Source organism: Virgisporangium aurantiacum (assembly GCF_016863635.1).
Classification (GTDB): domain Bacteria; phylum Actinomycetota; class Actinomycetes; order Mycobacteriales; family Micromonosporaceae; genus Virgisporangium; species Virgisporangium aurantiacum.
Genome location: NZ_BOPG01000109.1, coordinates 1 through 24,784, shown reverse-complemented (window position 1 = coordinate 24,784; position 24,784 = coordinate 1). Strand labels below are relative to the sequence as shown.

General features: G+C 70.6%; 17 protein-coding genes and 2 pseudogenes. 9 read left to right on the top strand and 10 right to left on the bottom strand.

The window, feature by feature from the left end; all coding sequences use genetic code 11:
* Positions 1 to 163: 163 nt before the first annotated feature.
* Positions 164 to 5,185, top strand: a complete 5,022-nt coding sequence (locus Vau01_RS58130) for a DUF4082 domain-containing protein (protein ID WP_204012094.1) — start codon at positions 164 to 166, stop codon at positions 5,183 to 5,185.
* A gap of 210 nt (positions 5,186 to 5,395) precedes the next feature.
* Here Vau01_RS58130 and Vau01_RS58125 read toward each other — a convergent pair whose 3' ends face one another.
* The 5 genes and pseudogenes from Vau01_RS58125 to arc all read right to left on the bottom strand — a co-directional run bounded on the left by Vau01_RS58125 (position 5,396) and on the right by arc (position 10,929).
* A complete protein-coding gene (locus tag Vau01_RS58125) occupies positions 5,396 to 6,328 on the bottom strand; it encodes a glycosyltransferase family 2 protein (protein WP_204012092.1) in 933 nt (310 codons plus the stop codon).
* Between the two features lie 5 nt (positions 6,329 to 6,333).
* The gene (locus Vau01_RS58120) at positions 6,334 to 7,281 is read right to left on the bottom strand and encodes a Gfo/Idh/MocA family protein (RefSeq protein ID WP_204012090.1); all 948 of its coding nucleotides are present in this window, start codon (positions 7,279 to 7,281) and stop codon (positions 6,334 to 6,336) included.
* On the bottom strand, positions 7,274 to 8,377 hold the full coding sequence (locus Vau01_RS58115) for a DegT/DnrJ/EryC1/StrS family aminotransferase (RefSeq protein ID WP_204012171.1): 1,104 nt from the start codon (positions 8,375 to 8,377) through the stop codon (positions 7,274 to 7,276). Before Vau01_RS58115 ends, Vau01_RS58120 begins: the two co-directional genes overlap by 8 nt.
* A gap of 36 nt (positions 8,378 to 8,413) precedes the next feature.
* A pseudogene (locus tag Vau01_RS58110) lies at positions 8,414 to 8,935 on the bottom strand (acyltransferase); the annotation flags it as partial.
* Between the two features lie 212 nt (positions 8,936 to 9,147).
* Positions 9,148 to 10,929 carry a proteasome ATPase gene (gene arc / locus Vau01_RS58105; RefSeq protein WP_204012088.1) on the bottom strand — a complete coding sequence of 594 codons (1,782 nt, stop codon included), beginning with the start codon at positions 10,927 to 10,929 and terminating at the stop codon, positions 9,148 to 9,150.
* Between the two features lie 166 nt (positions 10,930 to 11,095).
* Between arc and Vau01_RS58100 the strand changes: the two genes are divergently transcribed.
* The gene (locus Vau01_RS58100; RefSeq protein ID WP_204012078.1) at positions 11,096 to 11,380 is read left to right on the top strand and encodes a ferredoxin; all 285 of its coding nucleotides are present in this window, start codon (positions 11,096 to 11,098) and stop codon (positions 11,378 to 11,380) included.
* A 1-nt stretch (position 11,381) separates the two neighbouring features.
* On the opposite strand, the gene Vau01_RS58095 is transcribed toward Vau01_RS58100, so the two are convergent.
* From Vau01_RS58095 to Vau01_RS58085, 3 genes are all read right to left on the bottom strand, one after another.
* A complete protein-coding gene (locus tag Vau01_RS58095; protein ID WP_204012076.1) occupies positions 11,382 to 11,969 on the bottom strand; it encodes a hypothetical protein in 588 nt (195 codons plus the stop codon).
* Positions 11,970 to 12,045: 76 nt separating this feature from the next.
* Positions 12,046 to 13,086: a tRNA (adenine-N1)-methyltransferase gene (locus Vau01_RS58090; protein WP_204012074.1), complete on the bottom strand. Its 1,041-nt coding sequence runs from the start codon at positions 13,084 to 13,086 to the stop codon at positions 12,046 to 12,048.
* Positions 13,083 to 14,234, bottom strand: a complete 1,152-nt coding sequence (locus Vau01_RS58085; protein ID WP_204012072.1) for a site-2 protease family protein — start codon at positions 14,232 to 14,234, stop codon at positions 13,083 to 13,085. Before Vau01_RS58085 ends, Vau01_RS58090 begins: the two co-directional genes overlap by 4 nt.
* Before the next feature lie 55 nt (positions 14,235 to 14,289).
* On the opposite strand from Vau01_RS58085, the gene Vau01_RS58080 reads away from it, so the two are divergent.
* From Vau01_RS58080 to Vau01_RS58050, 7 genes and pseudogenes are all read left to right on the top strand, one after another.
* Positions 14,290 to 15,282 (top strand): RecB family exonuclease, encoded by a 993-nt coding sequence (locus tag Vau01_RS58080; protein ID WP_204012070.1) that lies wholly within the window; start codon positions 14,290 to 14,292, stop codon positions 15,280 to 15,282.
* Positions 15,283 to 15,614: 332 nt separating this feature from the next.
* Positions 15,615 to 16,877 carry a sensor histidine kinase gene (locus tag Vau01_RS58075; RefSeq protein ID WP_204012068.1) on the top strand — a complete coding sequence of 421 codons (1,263 nt, stop codon included), beginning with the start codon at positions 15,615 to 15,617 and terminating at the stop codon, positions 16,875 to 16,877.
* A 35-nt stretch (positions 16,878 to 16,912) separates the two neighbouring features.
* Positions 16,913 to 17,593, top strand: coding sequence for a response regulator (locus Vau01_RS58070; protein WP_204012168.1), 681 nt, complete (start codon positions 16,913 to 16,915; stop codon positions 17,591 to 17,593).
* 117 nt (positions 17,594 to 17,710) lie between these two features.
* Complete coding sequence (locus Vau01_RS58065; protein WP_239152940.1) at positions 17,711 to 18,490, top strand: ABC transporter ATP-binding protein; 780 nt, start codon at positions 17,711 to 17,713, stop codon at positions 18,488 to 18,490.
* Complete coding sequence (locus Vau01_RS58060) at positions 18,487 to 21,033, top strand: ABC transporter permease (protein ID WP_204012065.1); 2,547 nt, start codon at positions 18,487 to 18,489, stop codon at positions 21,031 to 21,033. The genes Vau01_RS58065 and Vau01_RS58060 overlap by 4 nt, the downstream gene beginning before the upstream one ends.
* Before the next feature lie 101 nt (positions 21,034 to 21,134).
* Positions 21,135 to 21,503, top strand: a complete 369-nt coding sequence (locus Vau01_RS58055; RefSeq protein WP_204012062.1) for a hypothetical protein — start codon at positions 21,135 to 21,137, stop codon at positions 21,501 to 21,503.
* A gap of 180 nt (positions 21,504 to 21,683) precedes the next feature.
* Positions 21,684 to 22,007 (top strand): annotated as a pseudogene (locus tag Vau01_RS58050) (nuclear transport factor 2 family protein); the annotation flags it as partial.
* Positions 22,008 to 22,023: 16 nt separating this feature from the next.
* Here Vau01_RS58050 and Vau01_RS58045 read toward each other — a convergent pair.
* On the bottom strand, positions 22,024 to 23,733 hold the full coding sequence (locus tag Vau01_RS58045) for a beta-ketoacyl synthase N-terminal-like domain-containing protein (protein ID WP_204012056.1): 1,710 nt from the start codon (positions 23,731 to 23,733) through the stop codon (positions 22,024 to 22,026).
* Positions 23,730 to 24,784: non-ribosomal peptide synthetase (locus tag Vau01_RS58040; protein ID WP_204012053.1), on the bottom strand; the 1,055-nt coding region annotated here is incomplete at its 5' end. The genes Vau01_RS58045 and Vau01_RS58040, both read right to left, overlap by 4 nt.

Sequence of the window (24,784 nt, the reverse complement as noted above, 5' to 3'; positions counted from 1 at the left end):
TCCGTTTGCTTGCCCCCTCCCGCTCCGATTCCGCGCGTCGATCGTCCTGCCCGCGTCACCCGCGAGGGACGGCCGCCCGGAGTCCGACTGCGCCATTGGCAGAAAAGGCGTTTTCACCATGACGTCCGTATCCAAACGTTTTACCTGGACATTTCCCCTCACCGTGCTGACGATTGTCGCGATGCTCCTGGGCAGCGGCGCGGGCGCCGCCTCGGCCAGGCCCGCCGGATCGTCCACGGTGGAGGCGTATCCGCTCGGAGCGTCGACCGCCGTGCCGGCCGCGCTCCCCGACCGGACACCGCCCACCGTCGTTTCCAGGTATCCCGGGGACGGCGGATCGGCGACATCGTCCTCGAACCGGATCACCGCCACGCTGTCCGAGGACGTCGACCCCGACTCGGTCCGCGCCCAACTCGTCGACGGCGCCGGCAAGCAGGTCCCGACCAGCGTCGACTACAACCCTGCCGCGCGCACCGTCGTGCTGACGCCGCAGGACGCTGTCGCCGGCGGCACCTACCAGGCCACCGTCAACAGCGCCAAGGACGCGGCCGGCAACGTGATGGCGCCGGTGTCGTGGCGGTTCGCGGCCCCCACGGTCGCCGGCTGCCCGCGCACCCTCTTCCGCGACAACGACGCTCCGGCCGGCACCACGACCGACGGGACGCCGATCGAGCTCGGCATGAAGTTCCGGGCCGACCGGGACGGCTACGTCACCGGGGTCAGGTTCTACAAGGGATCCGGCAACACCGGTTCCCACCTCGGGCGGTTGTGGTCCTCGCGCGGCGAGAAGCTGGCCGAGGTCACGTTCTCCGGTGAGTCGACGTCCGGGTGGCAGCAGGCGCAGTTCAGCGCGCCGGTGCGGATCGCGGCGGGCTGGACCTACGTCGTGTCCTACTACGCGCCGGTCGGCCGGTACTCGTACACCTCCAGCTACTTCACCTCCAACATCACGCGCTCGCCGCTCATCGGGATGGTCAACGGCTCCGACGGCGGCAACGGCGTGTACAAGTCCGGCAGCAGCGGCTTCCCCGCCGCGACGTACCAGTCGACCAACTACTGGGTCGAGCCGGTGTTCGACGGCATGGCCGGCCAGGTGACGTGCCCGGCCACCGTCTTCGCCGACCACCAGGCTCCCGCTGTCTACGCCTCGACGGCGACCGCCTCGATCGAGGTCGGCGTCAAGATCCGGGCCGACCGGGACGGCTTCATCCAGGGCGTCCGGTTCTTCAAGGGCGCGGGGAACACCGGTGTCCACATCGGACGGTTGTGGACCTCGGCCGGTCAGAAGCTCGCCGAGACGACGTTCGTGGCCGAGTCGGCGACCGGCTGGCAACAGGCGTGGTTCGCGCAACCGGTGGCGATATCCGCCGGCACCACGTACATCGCCTCGTACTACGTGCCCACCGGTAAGTACTCGTACACCGAGAACAAGTACGCGTCCGCGGGTGTGACCCGTGGCCCGCTGACCGCCCTGCGCACTGGGGTCGACGGCGGCAACGGCGTCTACCTCTACGGCACCGGCGGCTTCCCGACCAACACCTACAACTCCTCCGACTACGGCGTCGACGTGATGTTCACCGGCCAGGCCGCGGTGCCGTGCGGCCCGTGCACGCTCTGGTCCGGCACCGGCGAACCCACCGTCCAGACCTCGAGCGACACGTCGGCCGTCGAACTCGGCGTGCGGATCCGTCCGATGCGCAACGGCTACATCAAGGGGATCCGGTTCTACAAGGGCGCCGGGAACGCCGGTACCCACGTCGGACGGTTGTGGTCGTCGGCCGGTGCCAACCTGGGCCAGGCGACGTTCACCGACGAGTCCGCCACCGGCTGGCAGCAGGTGCTGTTCAGCACTCCGGTCGCGGTGACCGCGGGACAGACCTACGTAGCGTCGTACTACGCGCCCGTCGGGCGCTTCGCCTACGACACGAACTTCTTCGGCCGCGACGGTGTGACGGCCGGACCGCTGGCCGCCACGCAGGACGGGGTCGGCGGCGGCAACGGCGTGTACCGCTACGGCGCCGGGGGCGGCTTCCCGGCATCGACCTACGGCGCCGCCAACTACTGGGTCGACGCGGTGTACGAGACCAGTTCGGCCGACTCGGGACCGCCGGTGCTCGTCAACCAGTCGCCGGCGACGAACGCGACCACCATCCCGGTCACCGAGCGGGTCAACGTGCGCTTCGGCGAGGCGGTCACCGGCTCGACGATCCGCATCGCGGTGCGCGCCGGCAGCACGACCGTGGCCGGCACGGTCACCTACAACAGCTCGACGTGGAGCGCGGTCTTCCGACCGACGAACCCGCTGGCCTACTCCACCACGTACCAGGTGACGGTCAGCGACGCGCGGGACGGTGCCGGAACCGTGATGGCACCGGTCACCTGGAACTTCACCACCGGGCCGGACCCGTCGGCCGGACCGGGCGGCCCGATCCTGGTGATCACGAGCTCCACCAACCCGTACAGCTCCTACTACGCCGAGATCCTGCGCGCCGAGGGCGTCAACGCGTTCTCGACGGCGTCGCTGGAAAGCCTTACCGCGTCGACGCTCGGACAGCACGACGTGGCGATCCTCGGTGACATCGCGCTCACCGACGCGCAGGCGGCGATGCTGACCACGTGGGTCAACGGCGGCGGCAAGCTCATCGCGATGAGCCCGGACACGCGGCTGGCCTCGTTGCTGGGCCTCACCGCGGCCGGCGGGACCCTGGCCAACGGGTATCTCAAGGTCGACCAGGCGACCGCGCCGGGCGCGGGCATCGCCGAGCCCACGATGCAGTTCCACGGCACCGCCGACCGTTACACGCTGTCCGGCGCCACGATGGTCGCCCAGCTGTACAACTCGGCCACCGCGGCGGCGAGCAACCCGGCCGTGACGATGCGCACCGTCGGCTCGTCCGGCGGGCGGGCGGCGGCGTTCACCTACGACCTCGCCAAGTCGGTGGCGCTGACCAGGCAGGGCAACCCGGCCTGGGCGGGCCAGGAGCGCGACGGCGTGGCACCGGTCCGCTCCGACGACATGTTCTTCGGCGGTAGTGGTGGAACGGACTGGATCGACCTGAACAAGGTGGCCATTCCGCAGGCCGACGAGCAGCAGCGGCTGCTGGTCAACCTGATCCAGCACCTCAACCTCGATCGCAAGCCGATCCCGCGGTTCTGGTACTTCCCGGGCGGGGCGAACGCGATCGTGGTGCCGACCGGCGACGACGAGGAGCCCGGCACGCACGGCAGTTCCGGCCGGTTCGACCGGTACCTGGCCAACAGCACGCCCGGCTGCCGCACCGACGACTGGCAGTGCCTGCGGTTCACCACGTACCTGTGGGCGTCGGTCGGCTTCACCGACGCGCAGGCGCGGGCCTACCACGAGCAGGGCTTCGAGGTCGCGATGCACCCGCAGAACGGGTGCACGAACTTCACCCCGGCGAGCCTGGAGTCGGACTACTCGACCCAGCTCGCGGAGTGGTCCGCGAAATACCAGAGCGTGCCTCCGCCGACCACCTCGCGGTACCACTGCATCGCGTACAGCGACTGGGACTCCCAGCCGAAGACCGAGTTCCGGCACGGCATCCGCTTCGACACGAACTACTACTACTGGCCCGGATCGTGGATCCAGGACCGGCCCGGGTTCATGACCGGATCGGGCATCCCGATGCGGTTCACCGACACCGGCGGCCGGGTGATCGACGTCTACCAGGCGCCGACCCAGATGTCCAACGAGTCGGGGCAGAGCTACCCGTTCACGTCGAACACGTTGTTGGCCCGGGCGATGGGCACGGAGGGGTACTACGGCATGTTCGTGGCGAACATGCACAACTCCAACGAGCCGACCTCGTACGAGGACGACTCGTTGGTGGCCAGCGCGCAGAACTACGGCGTGCCGGTGATCACCTCGCGGGACGCGCTGGAGTGGTTCGACGCGCGCAATGCCTCGTCGTTCCAGAACCTCGCCTGGTCGGCGGCCGGCCTGTCGTTCTCCATCGACGCCGCACCGACGGCGCGACGGATGGTGGCGGCGCTGCCGACCACCGGCGCGGGTGGCACCGTCCTGACCGGGTTGACCCGCGGCGGCGTCGCGGTTCCGGTCAGCATCAGCACCGTCAAAGGCATCGAGTACGCGTTCTTCCCCGCCGTCAGCGGGTCGTACTCGGCCGGCTACGGCTTGCCGGGCCCGTCGGTCCTCGCGGCGGCGCCGCAGGCCACGGTCACGGCGGACAGCGCGGAGGTGAACTGGAACACCACCGTGGCCGGTTCGTCGGAGATCGAGTACGGCACGTCGCCCACCGCCTTGACCCGCAAGTTCACGGCGGACAAGTCCCGCAAGCACCGGGTCAAGGTCACCGGGCTGGCGCCCGGCACCCGGTACTACTACCGCGTGGTGTCCCGTGACCCCGCGGGTCGGGACGCGACGTGGCCGGCGCCCGGCCAGGTCAGTTCGTTCACCACGCCCCCGCGCGACGGGAGCGCGCCGACGATCGCCGGCCTCAAGGTGACCCCGCTGCCGGACAGCACCGTGCGGGTCACCTGGCAAACCAGCGAGCCGGCGGAGTCCCGGGTGCTCTACGGGTACTCGTCCGACCGTCTCGACCAGATCGGGCTGGACGAGAAACTGGTCACCGACCACATCGTGGTGCTGGCGAAGGTGCCGGCCAACTCCACGCTGAACGTGCGGGTCGTGAGCACCGACACCGGGGGCAACCAGGTGACGTTCCCGGCGGCCGGTGCCTCTCCGGTGCAGGTCTTCTCCTCGGCACCGGGTGTCGCGGACCAGACCAGGGTCGGGTTCAAGACGGGCACGGTGAGCGGGCCGGTACTGATCCGTGGTGACAGTCTGGCGGACCTGACCCTGTCCACCGCGACCGGGTCCGGCACGTTCACGTCCCGGGTGCTCGACGCCACCCAGGCGGTCGCCTGGAAGCACGCCCGGTGGGACGCCACGGTGCCGTCGGGAGCGCGGATGGTGGTCAGTGTCCGGAGCGGCAACTCGCCCACACCCGACGGCTCCTGGTCGGGCTGGACGGCTGTTCCCGCCGCGCAGGCCGCCCTCACGGTGCCCGCCGGTCAGTTCCTCCAGTACCGCATCGAGATGACCGGCAGCCGGGCCGGTGCACCGGTCGTCCGGTGGATCGGGTTCGTGCACGACAAGTCGCTGCCGGGCGCGGACCGGCGCGAACAACGCAAGGTCGGCTAGATCAAATGAGTGGGAGGCCGGGCACCTTTGAACAAGGTGCCCGGCCTCCCACTTGCTGAAGACCATCGACGGACCCGCCCGCCCCCCAACATCGCCGATCTTGCAGTTGTGTCCGCAGAAAAACGGGCGAATTCCGGCGAAAGGGCGGACACAACTGCAAGATCGACTCGTGGGGACGGCCCGGCCGGACCGGCCGCGCGGGCGGCCGGGTCAGTCGGGGGTTGACTGGATGTCGAGCATCAGGGCGTTCACCAGCATGTGGATGCCGGTGAGCAGCGGACCCACCGAGAGGAGCACGCTGCCGGTGGTGGCGACGGGCTCGCCGAGCGTCTCGTAGAGCACCCAGCAACCGACCAGCGCGCCGAACGTCACCAGCGCGAGGCCGGTGAAGAACAGCAGCGCGACGGCCGAGAACGACTGCAGCACGTGCTTGCGCAGCATCCGCCGCCAGAACCCGCTGACGAGCAGGCGGCCGATCGTCCACGTGACCTTGCGCAGGTTCATCGTGGACACCTCCTCGCCGTACAGCGCCGGCACGGAGACGTCCTTGGCCCGCGCGTTGACGATGTTCAGCCAGATGAGCAGGTCGTTCTCGAACGCGTAGCCGAGCGCGATCCGGTCGAGCGGCAGCCGGTTGAGCGCCGTCCGCTTGAGCGCCGTGTAGCCGTTCTGCGGGTCGAACAGGTTCCAGTAGCCGCTGGCCACCTTGGTGGCGAACGACAGCCCGATGCTGCCGGCGGCGCGCATGAACGGCATGGTCGCGTAGCCGGTGCGCGAGTAGAACCGGTTGGCCTTGGTGAACTCGTACCCGTTCTCGCAGATCGGGTCGAGCAGGTCGGGCAGGTACTGCGGGTCCATCTGGGCGTCGCCGGCCATGATGACGTTGACGTCGGCGCCGAGTTCGAGCGCCTTCTTGTGCCCGGTGATGATCGCGCCGCCGACGCCCTTGTTGACCTCGTGGTCGATCACGAAGACCCGCGGGTCGTCGACCGCCCGGGCCTGTGCCGAGGTGTCGTCGGTGGACCTGTCGTTGATCACCACGATGAAGTCGATGTACTCGGGCATCGTCATGATCGTCTTGCCGATGAGCTTGCTCTCGTTGTACGCCGGCACCACGGCCGCGATCTTGTGATCCTTGTACACGACGGCTACCCCGCGAGAATCTGGTCCCGGATGGAGATGGCCACCTCGAGCGCGGCGAGACCGTCGGCGCCGCTGCTCAGCGGCGTCCGGCGCTCCTGCACACAGGTGGCGAAGTGGCGCAGTTCGTGCATCAGCGGCTCGCCGTGCTGGGCGAGATACGGGATCTCGACGAGACCGCTCTGCCGGTAGCGGGCGCCACCGTCCGACAGGAACTCGGAGTGCTCGATGCGGTGCACCTCGACCTGCTGACGGAGCAGGTCGGCGATGACCGCGTTCTCACGCTGGGTGAGGCTGATCCGCCGGATCTTGGTCTGGCTGACCCGGCTGGCGATGATGTTCGCGACCACGCCGTTCTCGAACGTCAGCAGCGCGGAGGCCAGGTCGATGTCGTCCGAGCGGACCGCCCGGCCGACGCTGACCACCTTGACGATCTCCGACCCGAGCGCCGCCCGGGCCAGGTCGATGTCGTGGATCATGAGGTCGAGCACCACGTCGGCGAGCAGCCGGGTGGGGAACGGACCCACCCGGGTGATCTCCAGCGCCACCGGCTCGTTCACCAGCCGCATCAGCTCGGTGACGGCCGGGTTGAACCGCTCGACGTGGCCGACCATCAGGACCCGGTTGTTCGCCTCGGCCGCCTCGATGAGCGCCCGGGCGTCGCTGATCGAGGTCGCGATCGGCTTCTCGACCAGCAGGTCGCGGCCGCTCTTCAGGATGCGCGTGCCCATCTCGGCGTGCGTCTCGCTGGGCGTGGCCAGCACCACGCAGTCGGCCGCGTCGATGGCCTCCTGGAGGCTCGACGTGGCCAGGGCGTCGTGCGGCTTGGCCATCAGCGCCGCCCGCTCGACGTCGTTGTCGCACACCGCGGTGACGGTGAACTCCCGGATCGAGCCGGCGACCCGGCCGTGGTTGGCACCCATGATGCCGGCGCCGACGATGGCGAGTTTAGGCACTGAACGCTCCTCGGACTGCGGCCACGATGCGGGCCAGGTCATCGGGGGACAACCACTGGTGGACGGGCACCGACACCACCTGAGCGGCGGCCCGCTCGGCGACCGGGGTGTGGTCGCCGGCGATCTGCGGGTGGCCCTCGTAACACTCGTAGTGGTGCATGAGCCTGGGATAGTACAGACCGAAGCCGATCCCGGCCTGCTCCAGTTGCTTGGTCAACTGGTCGCGGTTGATCGGCGCGTCGTCGCCCAGCCGCAGCGTGTACTGGTGCCACACATGGGTGCGGCCGGCCGGTGTCGCGGGCGTCACCAGGCCCTTCACGTCCTGCAGGCCCTCGTTGAGCACCGCGGCGTTCGCGGCCCGCCGGGCCGCCGTCTCGGCCAGGGTCGCGAGCTGTGGGACCGCGATGGCGGCCTGGAGATCGGTGAGGCGCCAGTTGTGCCCGGGCACCTCGTACATGTACCGCACCCGCATGCCCTGGTTACGCAGCAGGCGCAGCCGGTCGGCCACCGCGTCGTCGGTGGTGGTGACGATGCCACCCTCACCGCTCTGCATGTTCTTGGTGGCGTAGAGCGAGAAGCAGCCCACCCCGTACGAACCGACAAACCGGTCGCCGACCTTCGCGGCGTGCGCCTGCGCGGCGTCCTCGATGATCTTCAGCCCGTGCTTGTCGGCGATCGCGGCGATCGCGGTCATGTCGGCCGGGAGCCCGTACAGGTGGACCGGCATGATCGCCTTCGTGCGCGGTGTGATCAGCGCCTCGACCGCGGCCGGGTCGATCGTGTAGTCGTCGGTGATGTCGGCGAACCGCACCGTGGCGCCGGACTCCAGGATCGCGTTGAGCGTCGCCGCGAAGCTGAACGCCGTGGTGATGACCTCGTCGCCGGGGCCGAGGCGCAGCGCCTCCAGCGCGGCGACGAGCGCGACCGTCCCGTTCGAGACGGCGACCGCGTGCGGCACGCCGTGCAACTCGGCGAAGCCGTCCTCCAGCTTCTTCACGACCGGGCCCTGGGCGAGGCCGCCCGACCGCAGGACGGCGAGCACCGCCGCTTCCTGCTCGGGGGTGATCACGACCCGGGTGATCGGGATCGGCTGCATCTGGTTCGCGCTCCTGTTGTCGAGGATCTCGGCGGACGGTTTCTCGGTGTCCCGGCTCACGACCTCGCCGTCACGGTTCACCCAGCCCAGCGGGCGGGCGGGATTTCCCGCGACGAGGCGGTGCGGTTCGACGTTCTTCGTCACGACCGAACCGGCCGCGACCATCGCGTACTCCCCCACCGTGACGCCGCACACCAGCGTGGCGTTGGCACCGATCGAGGCGCCGGTGCGTACCAGGGTGGGGGTGATGGCCCAGCCGCCCGTGGCCCGCGGACGGAGGTCGTTGGTGAACACCACGCTCGGGCCGACGAAGACCTTGTCCTCGATCGTCACGCCGGTGTACACGCTCACGTTGTTCTGGATCTTCACCTCGTCGCCGACGGTGACGTCGGCATCGACGTAGACGTTGCGGCCGATCGTGCAGTTCGCGCCGATGGTCGCGGTTCCCCGTACGTGCACGAGGTGCCACACCTTGGTGCCCGGCCCGATCGACGCACCGTCCTCGACCTCCGCCGTCGGATGGATGAAAACCGGACTCGGGTCGGTCACATCGGTCACCAGGAAAGCCTCACTTGCGACACGGCAGCCATCGGCCGCGGGGAATCGGGACTGACAGACAATAGCCGCTCCACGGGGCTGCTCCGAACCCGGCGCACATCAACCGTTCGGCCGCACACGGACACGACACACGCGACCACAGAGCGCGGTTGCACGGCCTTTACACACGGGAAAGGCGCCGACCGCGGTCGGCGCCTTTCCGGTTTGCCCGCTTACAGGTATTGGCCGGTGTTGCTGGCCGTTTCGATGGACCGACCGGCCTCGGTGCCCTTGCCACCGGACACGAGGGTGCGGATGTAGACGATCCGCTCGCCCTTCTTGCCGGAGATCCGGGCCCAGTCGTCCGGGTTGGTCGTATTGGGGAGGTCTTCGTTCTCACGGAACTCGTCGACGCAGGAGTCGAGCAGGTGCTGCAGGCGCAGCCCCTTCTGTCCGCTTCCGAGGAAGTCCTTGATGGCCATCTTCTTCGCCCGGTCGACGATGTTCTGGATCATCGCGCCGGAGTTGAAGTCCTTGAAGTACAGGACCTCCTTGTCACCGTTGGCGTAGGTGACCTCGAGGAAGCGGTTCTCCTCGGTCTCGGAGTACATCCGCAGGACCGTGGCCTGGATCATCGCCGCGACGCAGGCGTCGCGCGAGCCACCGTTCTGGTCGACGTCCTCCGAGTGCAGCGGCAGGTCGGTGAGGATGTACTTGGAGAAGATGTCCTTCGCCGCTTCCGCGTCCGGACGCTCGATCTTGATCTTCACGTCGAGCCGGCCGGGCCGCAGGATCGCGGGGTCGATCATGTCCTCCCGGTTGGAGGCACCGATCACGATGACGTTCTCCAGGCCTTCCACACCGTCGATCTCGCTGAGCAGCTGCGGGACGATCGTGTTCTCGACGTCGGACGAGACGCCGGAGCCGCGGGTGCGGAACACCGAGTCCATCTCGTCGAAGAACACGATGACCGGCGTGCCCTCGCCGGCCTTCTCCCGGGCCCGCTGGAACACCAGCCGGATGTGGCGCTCCGTCTCACCGACGTACTTGTTGAGGAGCTCCGGGCCCTTGATGTTGAGGAAGTAGCTGGTGTGCTTCTCCTTGCCCTGACGTTCGGCGATCTTCTTCGCCAGCGAGTTCGCCACCGCCTTGGCGATCAGCGTCTTACCGCACCCGGGCGGACCGTAGAGCAGGATGCCCTTCGGCGGCCGGAGCTGGTGCTCGCGGAACAGGTCGGCGTGCAGGAAGGGCAGCTCCACCGCGTCGCGGATCTGCTCGATCTGCCGGTCGAGACCGCCGATGTCGGTGTAGTCGACGTCGGGGACCTCTTCGAGGACCAGTTCCTCGACCTCGCTCTTGGGGATGCGCTCGTACGCGTACGCCGAGCGGGGCTCCACCATGAGCGAGTCGCCCGACCGCAACGGCACATCTATCAGAGAGTCGGCCAGATAGACGATGCGCTCCTCGTCGGCGTGGGAGATGACGAGAGCGCGGTCGGCCTTCTGGCCTTCCGGCGCCTCGAGCAGCTCCTTCAGCATGACGACCTCGCCGGCACGTTCGAACCCGAACGCGTCGACGACGTTGAGCGCGTCGTTGAGCAGGACCTCCTGGCCACGCTGGAGCTCGTCGAGGTCGAGCGCCGGCGACACCGCCACCCGCAACTTGCGGCCACCGGTGAAGACGTCGGCAGTGCCGTCGTCGTGCTTGGTCAGGAAGACCCCGTAGCCACTCGGTGGCTGGGCCAGCCGATCAACCTCTTCCTTGAGGGTGATGATCTGGGCCCGCGCCTCCTTGAGCGTGGCCACCAACCGCTCGTTGTTCTCGGTCAGCCGAGACACCTGTGCCTGGGCGGCCGCCAGGCGCTCCTCCAGTTGGCGTACATGACGAGGGCTCTCGGTCAGCTTCCGCCGCACCAGGGCGAGCTCCTCTTGGAGGTACGCGACCTGGGTGGCGAGGTCGTGTGCATCCCTCTCCCACCGTGCGGCGCGCGCATCCGCGTCGTCGCTGCGTGCCACGTCCCACCTCCCCGGGGGTTAAACGTTGTGCTCTAACACTAACTGCTCATCTGGTGCCGAGTCCCGTTGCATCGCCCACGGTTTCTTGACCGTGTCGGTGTGGAGTTCGCCCAACTGTCGCCTTCGGGTACCGTCGGAACAGGTGATCCCAGATCAAGGAGGACCGGTGTCGGACGAGCTCGAGGTGCGGGTCGACCAGGATCTGTGCACCGGAGACGGCCTCTGCGTGCAGTACGCGCCGGAGGTCTTCGAGTTCGATGTCGACGGTCTCGCCTACGTCAAGGGCGGCGACGGTGAGCTGCGCCTCAATCCCGGTTCGCGCGTCGGAGTTCCGTCCGGCCTGCGGCTGCACGTCATCGACGCGGCCAAGGAGTGCCCGGGTGAATGCATTCACGTCACCCGCCTGAGTGACGGCGCGGCGGTGGCCGGCCCCGAGGCCGAAGCCGCCTGAATCAAATCATCGGCCGGCCGACCAGCGACGAGACAAGCCGGGCGAACTCCTCCAACCGGCCGATCTGCCCCGCTCCCCCGTCGTCGAGGGTCTTGCCGAACCGCAGCGCGTCGTGCCGGATCACCGGGCCGCCGTCTTCGGCCGCGCCCAGGCCCGGGCCGGCGCTGGTCTCGTCGAGCGAGCTGAGCAGCAGGTAGACGTCGATGCTGTCGACGCGCACCTGGCCGCCACCGGTGCGCGTGAGCCGGCGCCGGCAGCCCACCTCCGTCACCGCCGACAACGCCACCACCCGCAGCGACGACGACATCGACCCGGGCGGCCCGTCGCCGGGTGGCAGGTCCTCACCGTGCCAGAGCACGAGCCGGGTGCCGTCGCAGACGACGACCTCCTGCCAGACCCCGTTGACCTCGTTCACGAAGCGCTCCAGCGTGAAGCCGAGCACCTGGGAGCCGCGCATGACGCCGGCCAGGGCATCGAGCGCGATCTCGGGGTCCCGCAGGTACGCCCGGGCGGCCGAGTCCAGCTCCGTGTACGGAGACCAGTCCGGAAAGACCGCGGGCATCTCGTTCCCGAAACTCGACCTCGTCATGGCCGCACCTCGCTCCGCGAGCTGCGGCCCCGGCAAAGCCCATCGGCTCCGCCGATGACCTTGATACGTCCCTCGGTCATGGTGGGCCCCCCTCGCCCGGCACCGCCCCGGCAGCACTCGTGCCGTTGCCACTGGCGGTCCCATTGGCAGCCCGGCCGGCCGCCGATCCCTGGACGGCCCCGCCGGCCGTCCCGTTACTCACCGCACCCGCGGCCGCCGCCACGGCCGCACCGGCCGCCGCCGCGGCCCGCCGGAGCTGGTACGCCTCCGCGCCCTTGCTCGGCTTGCGCCGGCGTGGCGGGGCCACCACGCCGGGCGCCATGCGCCGGGCCGTCACCAGGAACGCCGTGTGGGCGATCATGCGGTGGTCCGGCCGCACCGCGAGACCGTCGGCGTGCCAGTCGCGGACGAGCGTCTCCCAGGCCCGTGGCTCGGTGAAGCACCCGCGCTCGCGCAGCGCCTCGACCAGCTCGCTGAGCTGGGGCGTGGTCGCCACGTACCCGACGAAGACGCCGCCGGGCACCAGCGCGCGCTCGACGAGGTCCAGGTGCTCCCACGGAGTGAGCATGTCAAGGATTATCCGGTCAAAATCGTTTTCTTCGCAGGCGCCTACGTCATCCACTGTGAGCGACCAGTTGTCCGGGACATCGCCCATGAAGGCGGAAACGTTACGTCGCGCGATCTCCGCGAAGTCGGCCCGTTGCTCGAAGGAGAACAGCTGCCCCGTCGGCCCCACGGCGCGCAGCAGCCAGCAGCTCAGCGCGCCCGACCCGGCACCCGCTTCGAGCACCCGGGCACCGGGAAAGACGTCGCCCATCGCGACGATCTGGGCCGCGTCCTTCGGGTAGATCACCTGGGCGCCGCGCGGCATGCCGAGCACGTAGTCGGCGAGCAGGGGACGCAGCGCGAGGTACTGGGTGCCGCCCGAGCTCGTGACGACGCTGGCGTCGGGCAGCCCGATCAGGGCGTCGTGGTCGACCATGCCGCGGTGGGTGTGGAACTGCTTGCCGGGTTCGAGTGTGATCGTGTGCAGCCGGCCCTTGGGGTCGGTGAGCTGCACGCGGTCGCCCGGACGGAACGGCCCACGGTGCCGGGGGCCTGCCTGCGTGGCGGTCACGTGCCACTCCTTCGGGTCGGTGAGACGCGCTCCGTGGGTCTGATGACCCGCTTGACGTCGGAAACGCGCAGGATGCCGACCACATCCTCTCCAGCCGTGACCAGGTAGTCGCCGACGGGGTCGTCCTCGACGGCGCGCAGCAGGTCGTCACCGCTCAACCCGGCCGGCACCGACCGGTACAGGCCGACCAGCCGGGCCACCGTGTCGATCTCGACGACGCCCCGACGATCGACCGGCACCGTCGCATCCTCCGCCTCCGGCACCACCGCCCACAGCCGTCCGTCCGGGTCGACCACGCCGAAGACCGTGTCACCGGCTCCGGCCAGGCGGTGGGCCTCGGCGATGGTCGTACCGGCCGGCACCCCGAAGATCGGCCGGGTCAGCCGGTCGACGTCGAGCAGCCGCAGGCGGGCGCCGACCCGGCCGAGCCGCACCGAGGCCACCCCGCCGAGCCCGATCGACCCGGCCACCACCAGCGTGAAAGCGGCTCCGACCAGCGACAACCAGCCCCTGAGGTAGATCAGCGTCGCGAAGGTCGCCACGCCCACCGCGAGCGCCACGCCGACCGTGCCGGCGATCCGGCGGCCGCGGTGCGGGTCGCCGGTGCCGGCCCAGATCGCCGCGTGCAGGGCCCGGCCGCCGTCGAGCGGCAGGCCGGGCAGCACGTTGAAGATCGCGATGATGGCGTTGCTGATCGCCAGGTGGGCCAGGAAGCGGGCGGCGGTGCCATCGCCGGGCAGGGCCGCGGCTCCGGCGCCGGCCGCGAGGGCGAGAATCAGGGACGCGGCGGGGCCGGCCAACGACACCGCGGCCTCGATTCCGGGACGCGGTGCGTCGCGCTCCATCTCCGTGTAGCCGCCGAGCAGCTCCAACGTGATCCCCGTGACGCCGGTGCCGAGACGCCGGCTGACCAGGGCGTGCCCGAGCTCGTGCAGCAGCACCGAGGCCAGCAGCCCGGCCACGAACAGCACACCGAACCCGTAGGCGGCGCCGGTGGCGAGGCCCGGCCGGGCATCGGCGACCTGCCCGCCGTAGAGGATCGTGACGAACACCGCCAGCACCAGCCAGGACAGGTTCAGGCGCACCGGGAAGCCCAGGACGCGGCCGAGCGGTATCCCCTGACGTGAGTTCCGCTCGTGCCCGGCCACCCTGGTGATGGTACGGGCGCGGAAAGCGTCGTACCCCTCGCCTAGTGTTTCGGGCATGACGGTTGAGGTGTCCGGTGCGGTTGCCGAGGAGCGGGTTTTCCCGTCGCTGTCGCCGTCGCGGGCGGGCGATTTCAAGACCTGTCCACTGCTCTACCGCTTCCGCACGGTCGACCGGCTGCCCGAGAAGCCGAACGCCGACGCGGTGCGCGGCACGCTCCTGCACGCCGTGCTCGACCGGCTGTTCGACCTGCCGGCCGCCGAGCGCACGCCCGGGTCGGCCGAGGCCCTGGTCGAGCCGGAGTGGGCGCGCATGCGCGAGGAATGGTCCGACATCACCGGCCTGTTCGGCGACGGCCTCACCGAGGAGGATTTCGTCGCCGGCGCCCGCAGCCTGCTCGGCGGCTACTTCGCCGTGGAGGATCCGCGCCGCTTCGAGCCGGCCGAGCGCGAGATCATGGTCGAGACGGTCCTGGCCGACGAGCTGCGCCTCCGCGGCATCATCGACCGCCTCGACGTGTCGCCGACGGGCGAGATGCGGGTGGTCGACTACAAGACCGGCGGCGCCCCCCGCGAGGCGTTCGAGGCCCGGGCACTGTTCCAGCTGAAGTTCTACGCCCTGGTCGTCTGGCGCCTGCGCGGTCGGGTCCCCCGGGTGCTCCGGTTGGTCTACCTCAAAGACGCCGAGGTGTGCGACTACACGCCCGACGAGGAGGAGCTCTCCCGCTTCGAGCGCACCCTGGTCGCCCTGTGGCAGGCCATCGAACGCGCCACCGCCGACCGCGATTTCCGTCCGCGCCCGAGCCGCTTGTGCGGGTGGTGCAGCTACCAGGACCTGTGCCCGGCGTACGGTGGCACACCCCCGCCGTACCCGGAGAAGCGCCCCGAACCCGCCCCTCCCGTCGACGGCGCCACTGCCGCCGGGCCGGGCCGGCCCGCCACCACGGCAGGAGGCGACGCGCCAGCGCAGCCGACCGCCACGCCGGCGCAGCCGGTTGCGGCGCCGGCCGACGTCGCGGCACCTGCGATCCCGGCGGCGCCACCTGCATAGCGGCACTGCGTAGCGGCACTGCCGATTCCGGCGCTCGACGTTCGCGGTTCCGACCCGGCGACCGGGTGATTCATGCGCTTTGTCGGTCGCCGCGCGCCCGGCTTGGTGGATCTTGGAAAACGGTGGTCGTTGTGGCAACCACAAATTTCCAAGATCCGAAAACCGCGGGCCGGGCCTGAACGTGGGAGACAACGGTCTGCTGCAACGAACCGTTGTCTCCCACGATGCGACCGGCCGCCGGGCGGGCGGCTGCCGGGGTCTCATCCCGAAGGATGAGGAGAGATCGGCGTCGCGTACGAGATGTGGGGCGCGGTAGCGGATAGCGTCGCCTCATGGTGGCGCAACGGCACAGCCCGCGGGCTCGGCTGCTGTTCGACATCATGCTGGCCGGAGGTCTGTTCGCCGGCGAGTCGGTGCTGTGGGCGTTGCAACCGATCGGGTACCGGCCGGCCAACTGGTTCTGGCCGTTGGTGTGGCTGGGCGTCGGGTACGTGGCGGTGGCGTTGCGGCGGACGGCCGTCCACTGGGCGGTCGGCGTCCTGATGGTGCAGCTGTGCGTCGCGGCCGTGGTGAAGGACTGGGGCGGCAGCGGGATCGCGATGATCGTGATCACGTACACGGTCGCGTCCCGATGTTCGGTGAAGTATGCGGCCGGCACCAGTGCGTTGCTGTGGTTGGCGCCGCTGCTGTTGGGGCTGACGCCCCTCGGCCGGTCGGTGACGGACCCGATCCCGATCGACCTTCCGGTCGCCTACCAGGTTGCCTACAGCACGCTGATGTTCCTGCTGACGTTCTTCATCGGCCGCACCGTGCACAACCGGCGGGCCTACGTCGCCGCGTTGGAGGACCGGGCGCAGACCGCCGAGCGCGACCAGCTCGTCGTCGCCGAACAGGCGGTCGCCGACGAGCGTCGCCGCATCGCCCGGGAACTGCACGACGTGGTGGCGCACCACGTCAGCGTCATGAGTGTGCTGGCCACCGGCACCCGGCGGGCGCTCAGCCGGGATCCGGTGGCCGCCGACGAGGCGCTCGCGACGATCGAGGAGACCGGGCGGGTGGCGCTGCGGGAGATGCGCCGGCTGCTCGTGGTGCTGCGCACCGACGCCGAACCGGTCGGCGAGCTGGAACCGCAGCCCGGCCTGCCCGGCCTCGACGAGCTGATCGAGCAGGTGCGGGAAGCGGGCCTGCCGGTGGAGCTGACCACCATGGGCGAGCCCGGCCACCTCGACCCCGGCGTGGCGCTGGCGGTGTACCGCATCACCCAGGAGGCGCTCACCAACGCGCTCAAGCATGCCGGGCCGGCGGCGGCCGAGGTCCGGTTGTCGTTCGGGGTGCGGGAGCTCGCCATCGAGATCAGCGACACCGGACGCGGTCCACGGCCGGGAACCCGTACCGTGGGACACGGCCTGCTCGGCATGCGGGAGCGGATCAGCCTGTACGGTGGCACGCTCCGGGCGGGTCCCCGGCCCGGCGGCGGGTTCCGGGTGTTCGCCCGCATCCCGCTGGAGGGCGAACAGGGAAACGTGACGGCGGCAGTTGAAAGCACGGGTGCCGACGCTGTGGGCGTCCACCCGGTTGGGAAGGAAACCGCGTGACCACCGCAACCCCCGGCGACGGACCTGTACCACCGATGGCGCCGTCCGGCGGGACGCCGATCCGCGTGCTGCTCGCCGACGACCAGCCGTTGCTGCGCACCGGGTTCAAGATGGTGCTCGGCGCCGAGACCGACCTCAACATCGTCGGCGAGGCCGGCAACGGCGCGGAGGCGGTCGACCTGGCCCGCCGGCTGCTGCCCGACGTGGTGCTGATGGACATCCGCATGCCCCGGCTCGACGGCGTGGCGGCGACGCGGCAGATCATCGAGGCGAAACTGCCGGTGCGGGTGCTGATCCTCACCACGTTCGACCTGGACGAATACGTGGTCGGCGCGCTGCGGGCCGGTGCCAGCGGGTTCCTCGCCAAGGACGTGCCGGCCGAGGACCTGGTGGCGGCGATCCGCACGGTGGCGGCCGGCGAGGCGGTGGTGGCGCCGCGCATCCTCAAGCGGCTGCTCGACCGGTTCGCCCTGGTGCTGCCCGACCCGTCGGCGCAGCCACCGCGCGGCCTCGACGCCCTGACCGAACGCGAGCGCGAGGTGCTGGTGCAGCTCGCCCGTGGACTGTCGAACGCGGAGATCGCCCGGGAGCTGTCGGTGAGCGAGACGACGGTCAAGACGCACGTGGGGCACGTCCTCACCAAGCTCGGCCTCCGCGACCGCGTGCAGGCGGTGGTCCTGGCGTACGAGACGGGTCTCGTCCGTCCGGGGCGGTAGGTACTCCCCCGGTCTCACTCCCAGGGGGTACGCGCGAATCGCCGTCGAGCACGACGGAACCGCGAACGCGGTCACCTAGCGTGTTACCCAACGATCTTCAAATGATAGGGGACGCACGTGACCGGGACGATCGCCGCGACGGACATCGCGGCGCGCGCCGTCGACGTATGGAAGGTGTACGGCAGCGGCGAGGCACAGGTGGTCGCGCTACGGGGGGTCAACGTCGAGCTCGCGCGGGGCCGGTTCACCGCGATCATGGGGCCGTCCGGCTCGGGGAAGTCGACGTTGATGCACTGCCTGGCGGGTCTCGACTCGGTGACCCGCGGCGAGGTGTACGTCGGTGACACGAAGCTCACCGGCATGTCCGACCGCCAGCTGACGGAGCTCCGCCGCACCAAGGTGGGCTTCATCTTCCAGCAGTTCAACCTGTTGCCGACGCTCAGCGCGGAGGAGAACATCCTGCTGCCGCTGGCGATCGCCGGCCGCAAGGAGGACCGGCAGTGGTTCGACACCGTGATCGACACGATCGGCCTGCGTGACCGGCTCGGTCACCGGCCGTCGCAGCTGTCCGGTGGCCAGCAGCAGCGCGTCGCGTGCGCGCGGGCGCTGGTGTCGCGTCCCGAAGTGGTCTTCGCCGACGAGCCCACCGGCAACCTCGACTCGCGGTCGGGCGCCGAGGTGCTCGGCTTCCTGCGCAACTCGGTGCGCGAGTTCGGGCAGACCATCGTGATGGTGACGCACGACCCGAACGCGGCGAGCTACGCCGACCGGGTGGTGTTCCTCGCCGACGGCGCGGTCGTCGACGAGCTCGTCGACCCGACCGCCGACGCCGTGCTCGACCGCCTCAAGAGCCTCGACGTGGCGCCGGGCCCCGACCTCACCAAGAAGCCGGCATGATCCGGGCGACGTTCCGCAGCCTGCTCGCCCGCAAGCTGCGGCTGGCCCTGTCGGGCGTGGCCGTGGTGCTCGCGGTCACGTTCATCTCGGGCTCGCTGGTGCTCAACGACACGCTGGGCCGCACGTTCGACAACCTCTTCGCGAGCGTCTACGAGTACACCGACCTCGAGGTGTCGACGAAGTCGACGATGGAGTTCCAGGGCATCCCGGTCGCGGTGCCGGTGCCGGCGTCGGTGGTCGACCGGGTGAGCGCCGTGTCGGGCGTCAAGGAGGCCGCCGGGTACGTGGCGGTCAACGGCGCGCTGGTGCTCGGCAAGGACGGCAAGCTGCTGCCCAACCAGACCGGCACCGAGCTGGGCGCGAACTGGACCGGCGACGACCCCGTGATGAAGCTGCGCGAGGGCAACGCGCCCCGGGGCGACGACGAGGTCGTCATCAACGCGCAGGTCGCCAAGGACGGCGACTTCAAGGTCGGTGACACGGTCACCGTGCGGATCAAGGGCGAGAACCGCCCGTTCACGGTCGTCGGCATCGCCGGGGCCACCGGCGGCCGCGACTCGCTCGGCGGCGAGTTCATGGTCTATTGGACCGATCAGCAGGCCCAGCGGCTCATGCTCGGCGAGACCGACCTGTGGAGCAACATCTCCGTCGAGGTCGCCGACGGTGCGTCGGTCACGACCGTCCAGAACGATCTCAAGCGGACGCTGGGCGGCGACTTCAACGTCGAGACCGGCGACGAGCTGGCGAAGAAGAGCGCGGCGCCGCTGAAGACGGTGTTCAACTTCATCAACTACGTCCTGCTCGGCTTCGCCGGTGTGGCGCTGCTGGTCGGCGTCTTCCTGATCCTGAACACGTTCTCGATCATCGTGGCGCAGCGGACGCGGGAACTCGCCCTCATGCGGGCGATCGGTGCCGGCCGGGGCCAGATGATCGGCTCGGTGCTGATCGAGGCCGTGGTGGTGGGTCTCATCGGGTCGGCCGTGGGTCTGCTCGCCGGCATCGGCCTCGGCTGGGTCGGCGCGTGGGGGCTCGGGCAGATCGGTGGCGGCGGCGGCCTGGAACTGGCCGGGCTCGGCGTCCCACCGGCGGCGATCATCAGCTCGTTCGCGATCGGGATCAGCGTCACCGTGCTCGCCGCGATCCTGCCGGCGCTGCGGGCCGCGCGGGTCCCGCCGGTGGCCGCGATGCGCGAGGCGGCCACCGCCGACCGGTCGATCATCGGCCTGACGATCGCCGGCGGCGCCGTCACCGCGATCGGGGTGGTGCTGCTGGTCCTGGGACTGCGGGGCGCCGGCGACAACCCGATCCTGCTGGTGCTCGGCGGCGTGCTGTTCGGCCTCATCGGCGTGGCGCTGCTGACGCCGTTCCTGTGCCGGCCGGTGGTGTCGACGGTCGGGCGGCTGTTCTCCTGGTCGGTGCCGGGCAAACTGGGGCGGCGCAACTCGTCGCGGAACCCGCGCCGCACGGCGATCACCGCCGCGGCCGTGATGATCGGCATCGCGTTGATCACCGGCGTGAGCACGATCGTGTCGTCGGTCAGCACGACGATCGACACGTCGATGGACAAGCAGATGCGGGCCGACATCATCATCGCCGGCACGCAGACCTCGGAACTTCCGCCGATCCTCGACCAGCCGGCCTACGACAAGGTGAAGGCCCTGCCCGACGTGCAGACGACGGCGGCCGTGTCGATGGAGATCTTCACCGAGATCGACGGCAAGGGCACGATCGCGTGGTCGTACGACGACTGGGGCCGGGCCCGTCAGGTCCTGGACCTGCCGACGGGTACCGGCGACATCAGCTCGCTCGACCGCGGCGAGGTCATCGCCGACGAGGGCACCGCCAAGTCCTTCAACAAGAAGGCCGGCGACCGGGTGACGCTCGACCTGCCGCAGGGCGAGCGGACGTTCACGCTGGTGGGCGTCACCGGGCGCACGCAGGTCAACCCCGGCTGGGTCATCAACCACGACGACGCGCAGGAGCTGTTCAAAACTCCACAGTGGACGATGGCGTACCTGAAGCTCGACGACGGCGCCTCGGTGACGGCGATGAAGAAGCAGGTCAACGACGCGCTGAAGGACAGCCCCGAGGTGTCGGCGCAGACCCGCGACGAGTTCATCGGCAGCCAGACGGTCATCTTCGACTTCCTGCTCGGCGCGGTGCAGGTGCTGCTGCTGGTGGCGATCGCGATCTCGGTGCTCGGCGTCATCAACACGCTGGTGCTGTCGGTGCTCGAACGCACGCGGGAACTGGGCATGCTGCGGGCGATCGGCCTGCGGCGCAGCCAGACGATGCGGATGATCACCGTGGAGTCGATCGTGATCTCGCTGTTCGGCACCATCCTCGGCCTGGCCGTGGGGCTGGGGCTGGGCGTGGCGGTGGTCGACGCATTGAAGGACGACGGCATCTCGGAGATGACGCTGCCGTGGGCCCTGATGGTCATCTACCTGTTCGCCGCGGTGATCATCGGCGTGGCGGCGGCGGTCATCCCCGCGGTGCGCGCCGCCCGGTTGAACGTGCTGAACGCCATCTCCTACGAGTAACGGTTCCCGCCGGGGTGCGTGCGGTGCGCGCATCCCGGCGGCATCGGAACGGCGTCGGATCCGCACAGGAAACGCATCATCGATGCCTACGATCGGCCGGCATGGGTGAGTTGCTGACGGTACTGCTGGCCATCCTCTGCGCGGGGTTCGGCCTCGTTCTCGTGAAGGTCATGGTCCAGAGCCGGTCCGCCGCCGGGGCGACCGGTCTGCTCGTCGTCGGCGGGATCCTGGTGGTTCTCGTGCTGGCGACGCCGATCTCGTACGAGCGGATCGACGCCCACGACCTGCTCAACTGCGGGAGCGTGCTGGATCCGATCGGGTGGAAGCCGTCGGGCCTGCCCGGCGATCGCGCGACGGAATGCGGCCGGGCGTACCGCCGCCGGACCATCTGGGCGGCGGCCGTGGCGGGGCTGACGGTGGTGAGCGTCGGCGTCATGGTGCTGCGGGGCCGGCGGGTCGCTGCGCGCTGACACGGGACCGGACGGGGACCGTTCGGGGAGTGGGTGCGGGCATCGTCCGAGGTGGTCACGGTCTACGGATTACCTCGGGAGGGACGATGCGAAAGACCATCATGAGGCGCCTCGACGCAGCGCCAGCACCAGCGGTGCGCCCGCGAGTTCCGGGCGGCCGTCGTCGAGGACAACGAGGCGTACAACGCGCGGGACGCCGTGCGGTACGAGCGGATCCTCAACCCGCGCATGATCTTCTGGTACGACGGCGTGGCCACCTACGGCCGCGACGCGATCATGGCGACGGCCCGGGCCAACTTCGCGGTGCCGAACTGGGTCTGGACGTACTCGATCCTGTCCGAGACGGTCTACGGCTGCGAGTCGGGCATCGCGGTGGTGGAGGCGCACAACATCAACACGGTCACGGGGGTCGACCGGGAGTTCGCGGTGACCATGGGGATGGTCCGCGAGCACGGTCGGTGGACCGTCGCGATCGACAACGTGCACCTGATGCCGCCGGCCTGAGCGACGGCTCGTCGGGTCAGGTGGCCGTCTCGGTGGGGAGGCGGCCACCTGCGTCCGCGTCGTCGGGCGGGTCGATCCAGCACCGGCGGCGCTCGAACGGATACGTCGGCAGGGGGACCCGCCGACCGGCGCGCGGCGGTGCGGCGGGCGCGACGTGGCCCGGGGCGTCACCGGATGCGAGGCGGCGCAGGGATTCCACGGCCTCCGCCGTCGTGCGGCAGGTGACCGTGGCCCGGTGTGCCAGCCGGGCCCGGCCGACGGCCAGCGTGTAGGCGACGTCGGAGAGCGGCGGCGCCCCGTCATCCGTGAGGTGGTCGGCCAGCCGGCGCGCGGTCGCGGCCAGGGCCGTCGGTGTCGCGGCCGAGAGTTCCAGCGTGTGCGGCCCGCCGTCGTCCACTGTGGACGGTCGCACCGGCGGCTGCTCGACGACGACGTGCGCGTTGGTGCCGCCCATCCCGAACGAGCTGACGGCGGCCCGGCGCGGTTCGTCGCCGATCGGCCAGCCCTGCGTCTTCGCGGGGACGAAGAACGGGCTGCCGGCCAGGTCCAGGTCGGGGTGCGGCGCGGTGAAGCCCGGATCGGCCGGCACCACGCCGTCCCGGACCGCGTGGACGGCCTTGATCAGGCCGACCACCCCGGCCGCGGCGTCGAGGCTGCCGACGTTCGCCTTGGCGCTGCCCAGCGCGCAGTCCTCGACCCGGTCGGTCCCCCGCCGGTACGCCTGGCGCAGCGCGGCGACCTCGATCGTGTCGCCCACCGGCGTGCTGCTGGCGTGCGCCTCCACCAGGCCGACGGAGTCGGGTGACACGCCCGCGGCCGCCATCGCCTCGACGATCGCGGCGGCCTGCCCGTCGACGCCCGGTGCGGTGAAGCCGGCCCGTGCCCCGCCGTCGTTGGTGACCGCCCAGCCGCGCAGCACCGCGTGCACGTGGTCGCCGTCCGCGACCGCCTCCGCCAACCGCTTGAGGACGACCGCACCGGCCCCGTTGCCGAACACCATCCCGTTGGCGGTGACGTCGAACGGCCGGCAGTTCCCGTCCGGCGAGAGCATCCCGCCGGGGCGGTACCGGTACCCCGCCTGGCGGGTCGAGATGACCGCCGCGCCGCCGGCGATCGCGATGTCGCAGCGGAAGTCGAGCAGGCTCTGCGCCGCCTGGCAGACCGCGACCAGCGACGACGAGCACGCCGTCTGCGCGGCGACGGCCGGGCCGGTCAGGCCGAGCTTGTACGCCACCCGCAGCGGCAGGAAGTCGGGCGGGCTGCCCGGGACGGCCTCCTCCCAGTCCTCCCGCCACACCGGCGCGACGCCGTCGGGCAGGGCGGCCGGGTTGCCGAGCAGGTGCCACAGGAAGTACCGGTTGGCCGCCGCGCCGGCGAACACGCCGAACGTCGCGTCGGACCGCGCCGGGTCGTAGCCGGCGTCCTCGACGGCCGCGTACGCGACCTCCAGGAACAGCCGCTGCTGCGGGTCGACGAGCGCGGCCTCGGCGACCGGGTAGCCGAAGAACCCGGCGTCGAAGTCGGCCAGCCCGTCGAGGTGCCCGTACGCGGGGACCCAGCCGGCCAGCCGCGCCGGCACGCCCGCGGCGCGCAGGTCGTCGGCGGTGTAGCGGCGCACCGAGTCGACCTCGTCGACCAGGTTGCGCCAGAACGTCGCCGCGTCGGGCGCGCCGGGCACCCGGCAGGCCAGCCCGATGACGGCGAGCGCACCCTCGTCGTCGGTCATGGTGTGCCCCGGCCGGCCCGCGCCGAGCGTCGCCGCGACATCCGGTCGGACACCCGGTCGAGCGCCGCGCCGTCGGTGCCGGCCGCTTCCAGCCGGCGCGCCAGCGAGGAGACCGTCGGATGCTGGAACATCCAGGCGAGCGGGATCTTCCGGCCGAGGCCCTGCTGCAGCCGCTGGTGCACCAGCGCCATCATCAGCGAATGCCCGCCCAGCTCGAAGAAGCGGGCGTCGGGCCCGACGTCCGGCACACCGAGCACCTCCCGCCACGCGGCGGTGATCGTCTCCATCAGGGGCGTGCCGGGCGCCGCGTCGCCGGCGGGCTCCGGATCGCGGGCGGGAGCCGGTACCCGGTCCACGTGACCGTCGAGCAGGGCGCGCACGTCGACCTTGCCGGTCGACGTCAGCGGCGGGTCGCGGAACAGGACGACGGTGCGGGGCACCAGGTAGTCCGGCAGCTCGGTGCCGAGGTCCCGGCGCAGCTCCTCGGCGTCCAGGACAACGCCCGCCGCCGGAACCACGAACGCCATGAGTTCGCCCCGGTGCGGCGCCACCGCGACGTGGGCCACGTCGGGACGGGCGGCCAGCCGCGCCTCGATCTCGCCCGGCTCGACGCGGAAGCCGCGCACCTTCACCTGCCGGTCGACCCGGCCGGCGTAGACGAGCCGGCCGTCGGGCAGCCGGCGGGCCAGATCACCGGTGCGGTACCCGCGACCGTCCACAGTGGAGCCTTCGACGAACCGCTCGGCGGTCAGGTCGGGCCGGCCCCAGTACCCGAGGGCCACGTGCGGGCTGCGGACGACCACCTCACCGAGGTCACCGTCCGCATTTCCGGCGGAGTCGACCAGGTCGACCTCGATGCCGGCCAGCGGGTGCCCGACCGGAACCCGCGCGCCCGACGCCCCACCGGGTCCGTGCGGGTCGTCGGGGCCGATGTGGTGCTGGGCGATGAAGCTGACCTCGGTGGTGCCGTAGCCGTTGACGAACACGCACCGGTCACCGAAGCGCTTCCGGCTCTCGGCGACGTCGCCCCAACTGACCTCCTCGCCGCCCA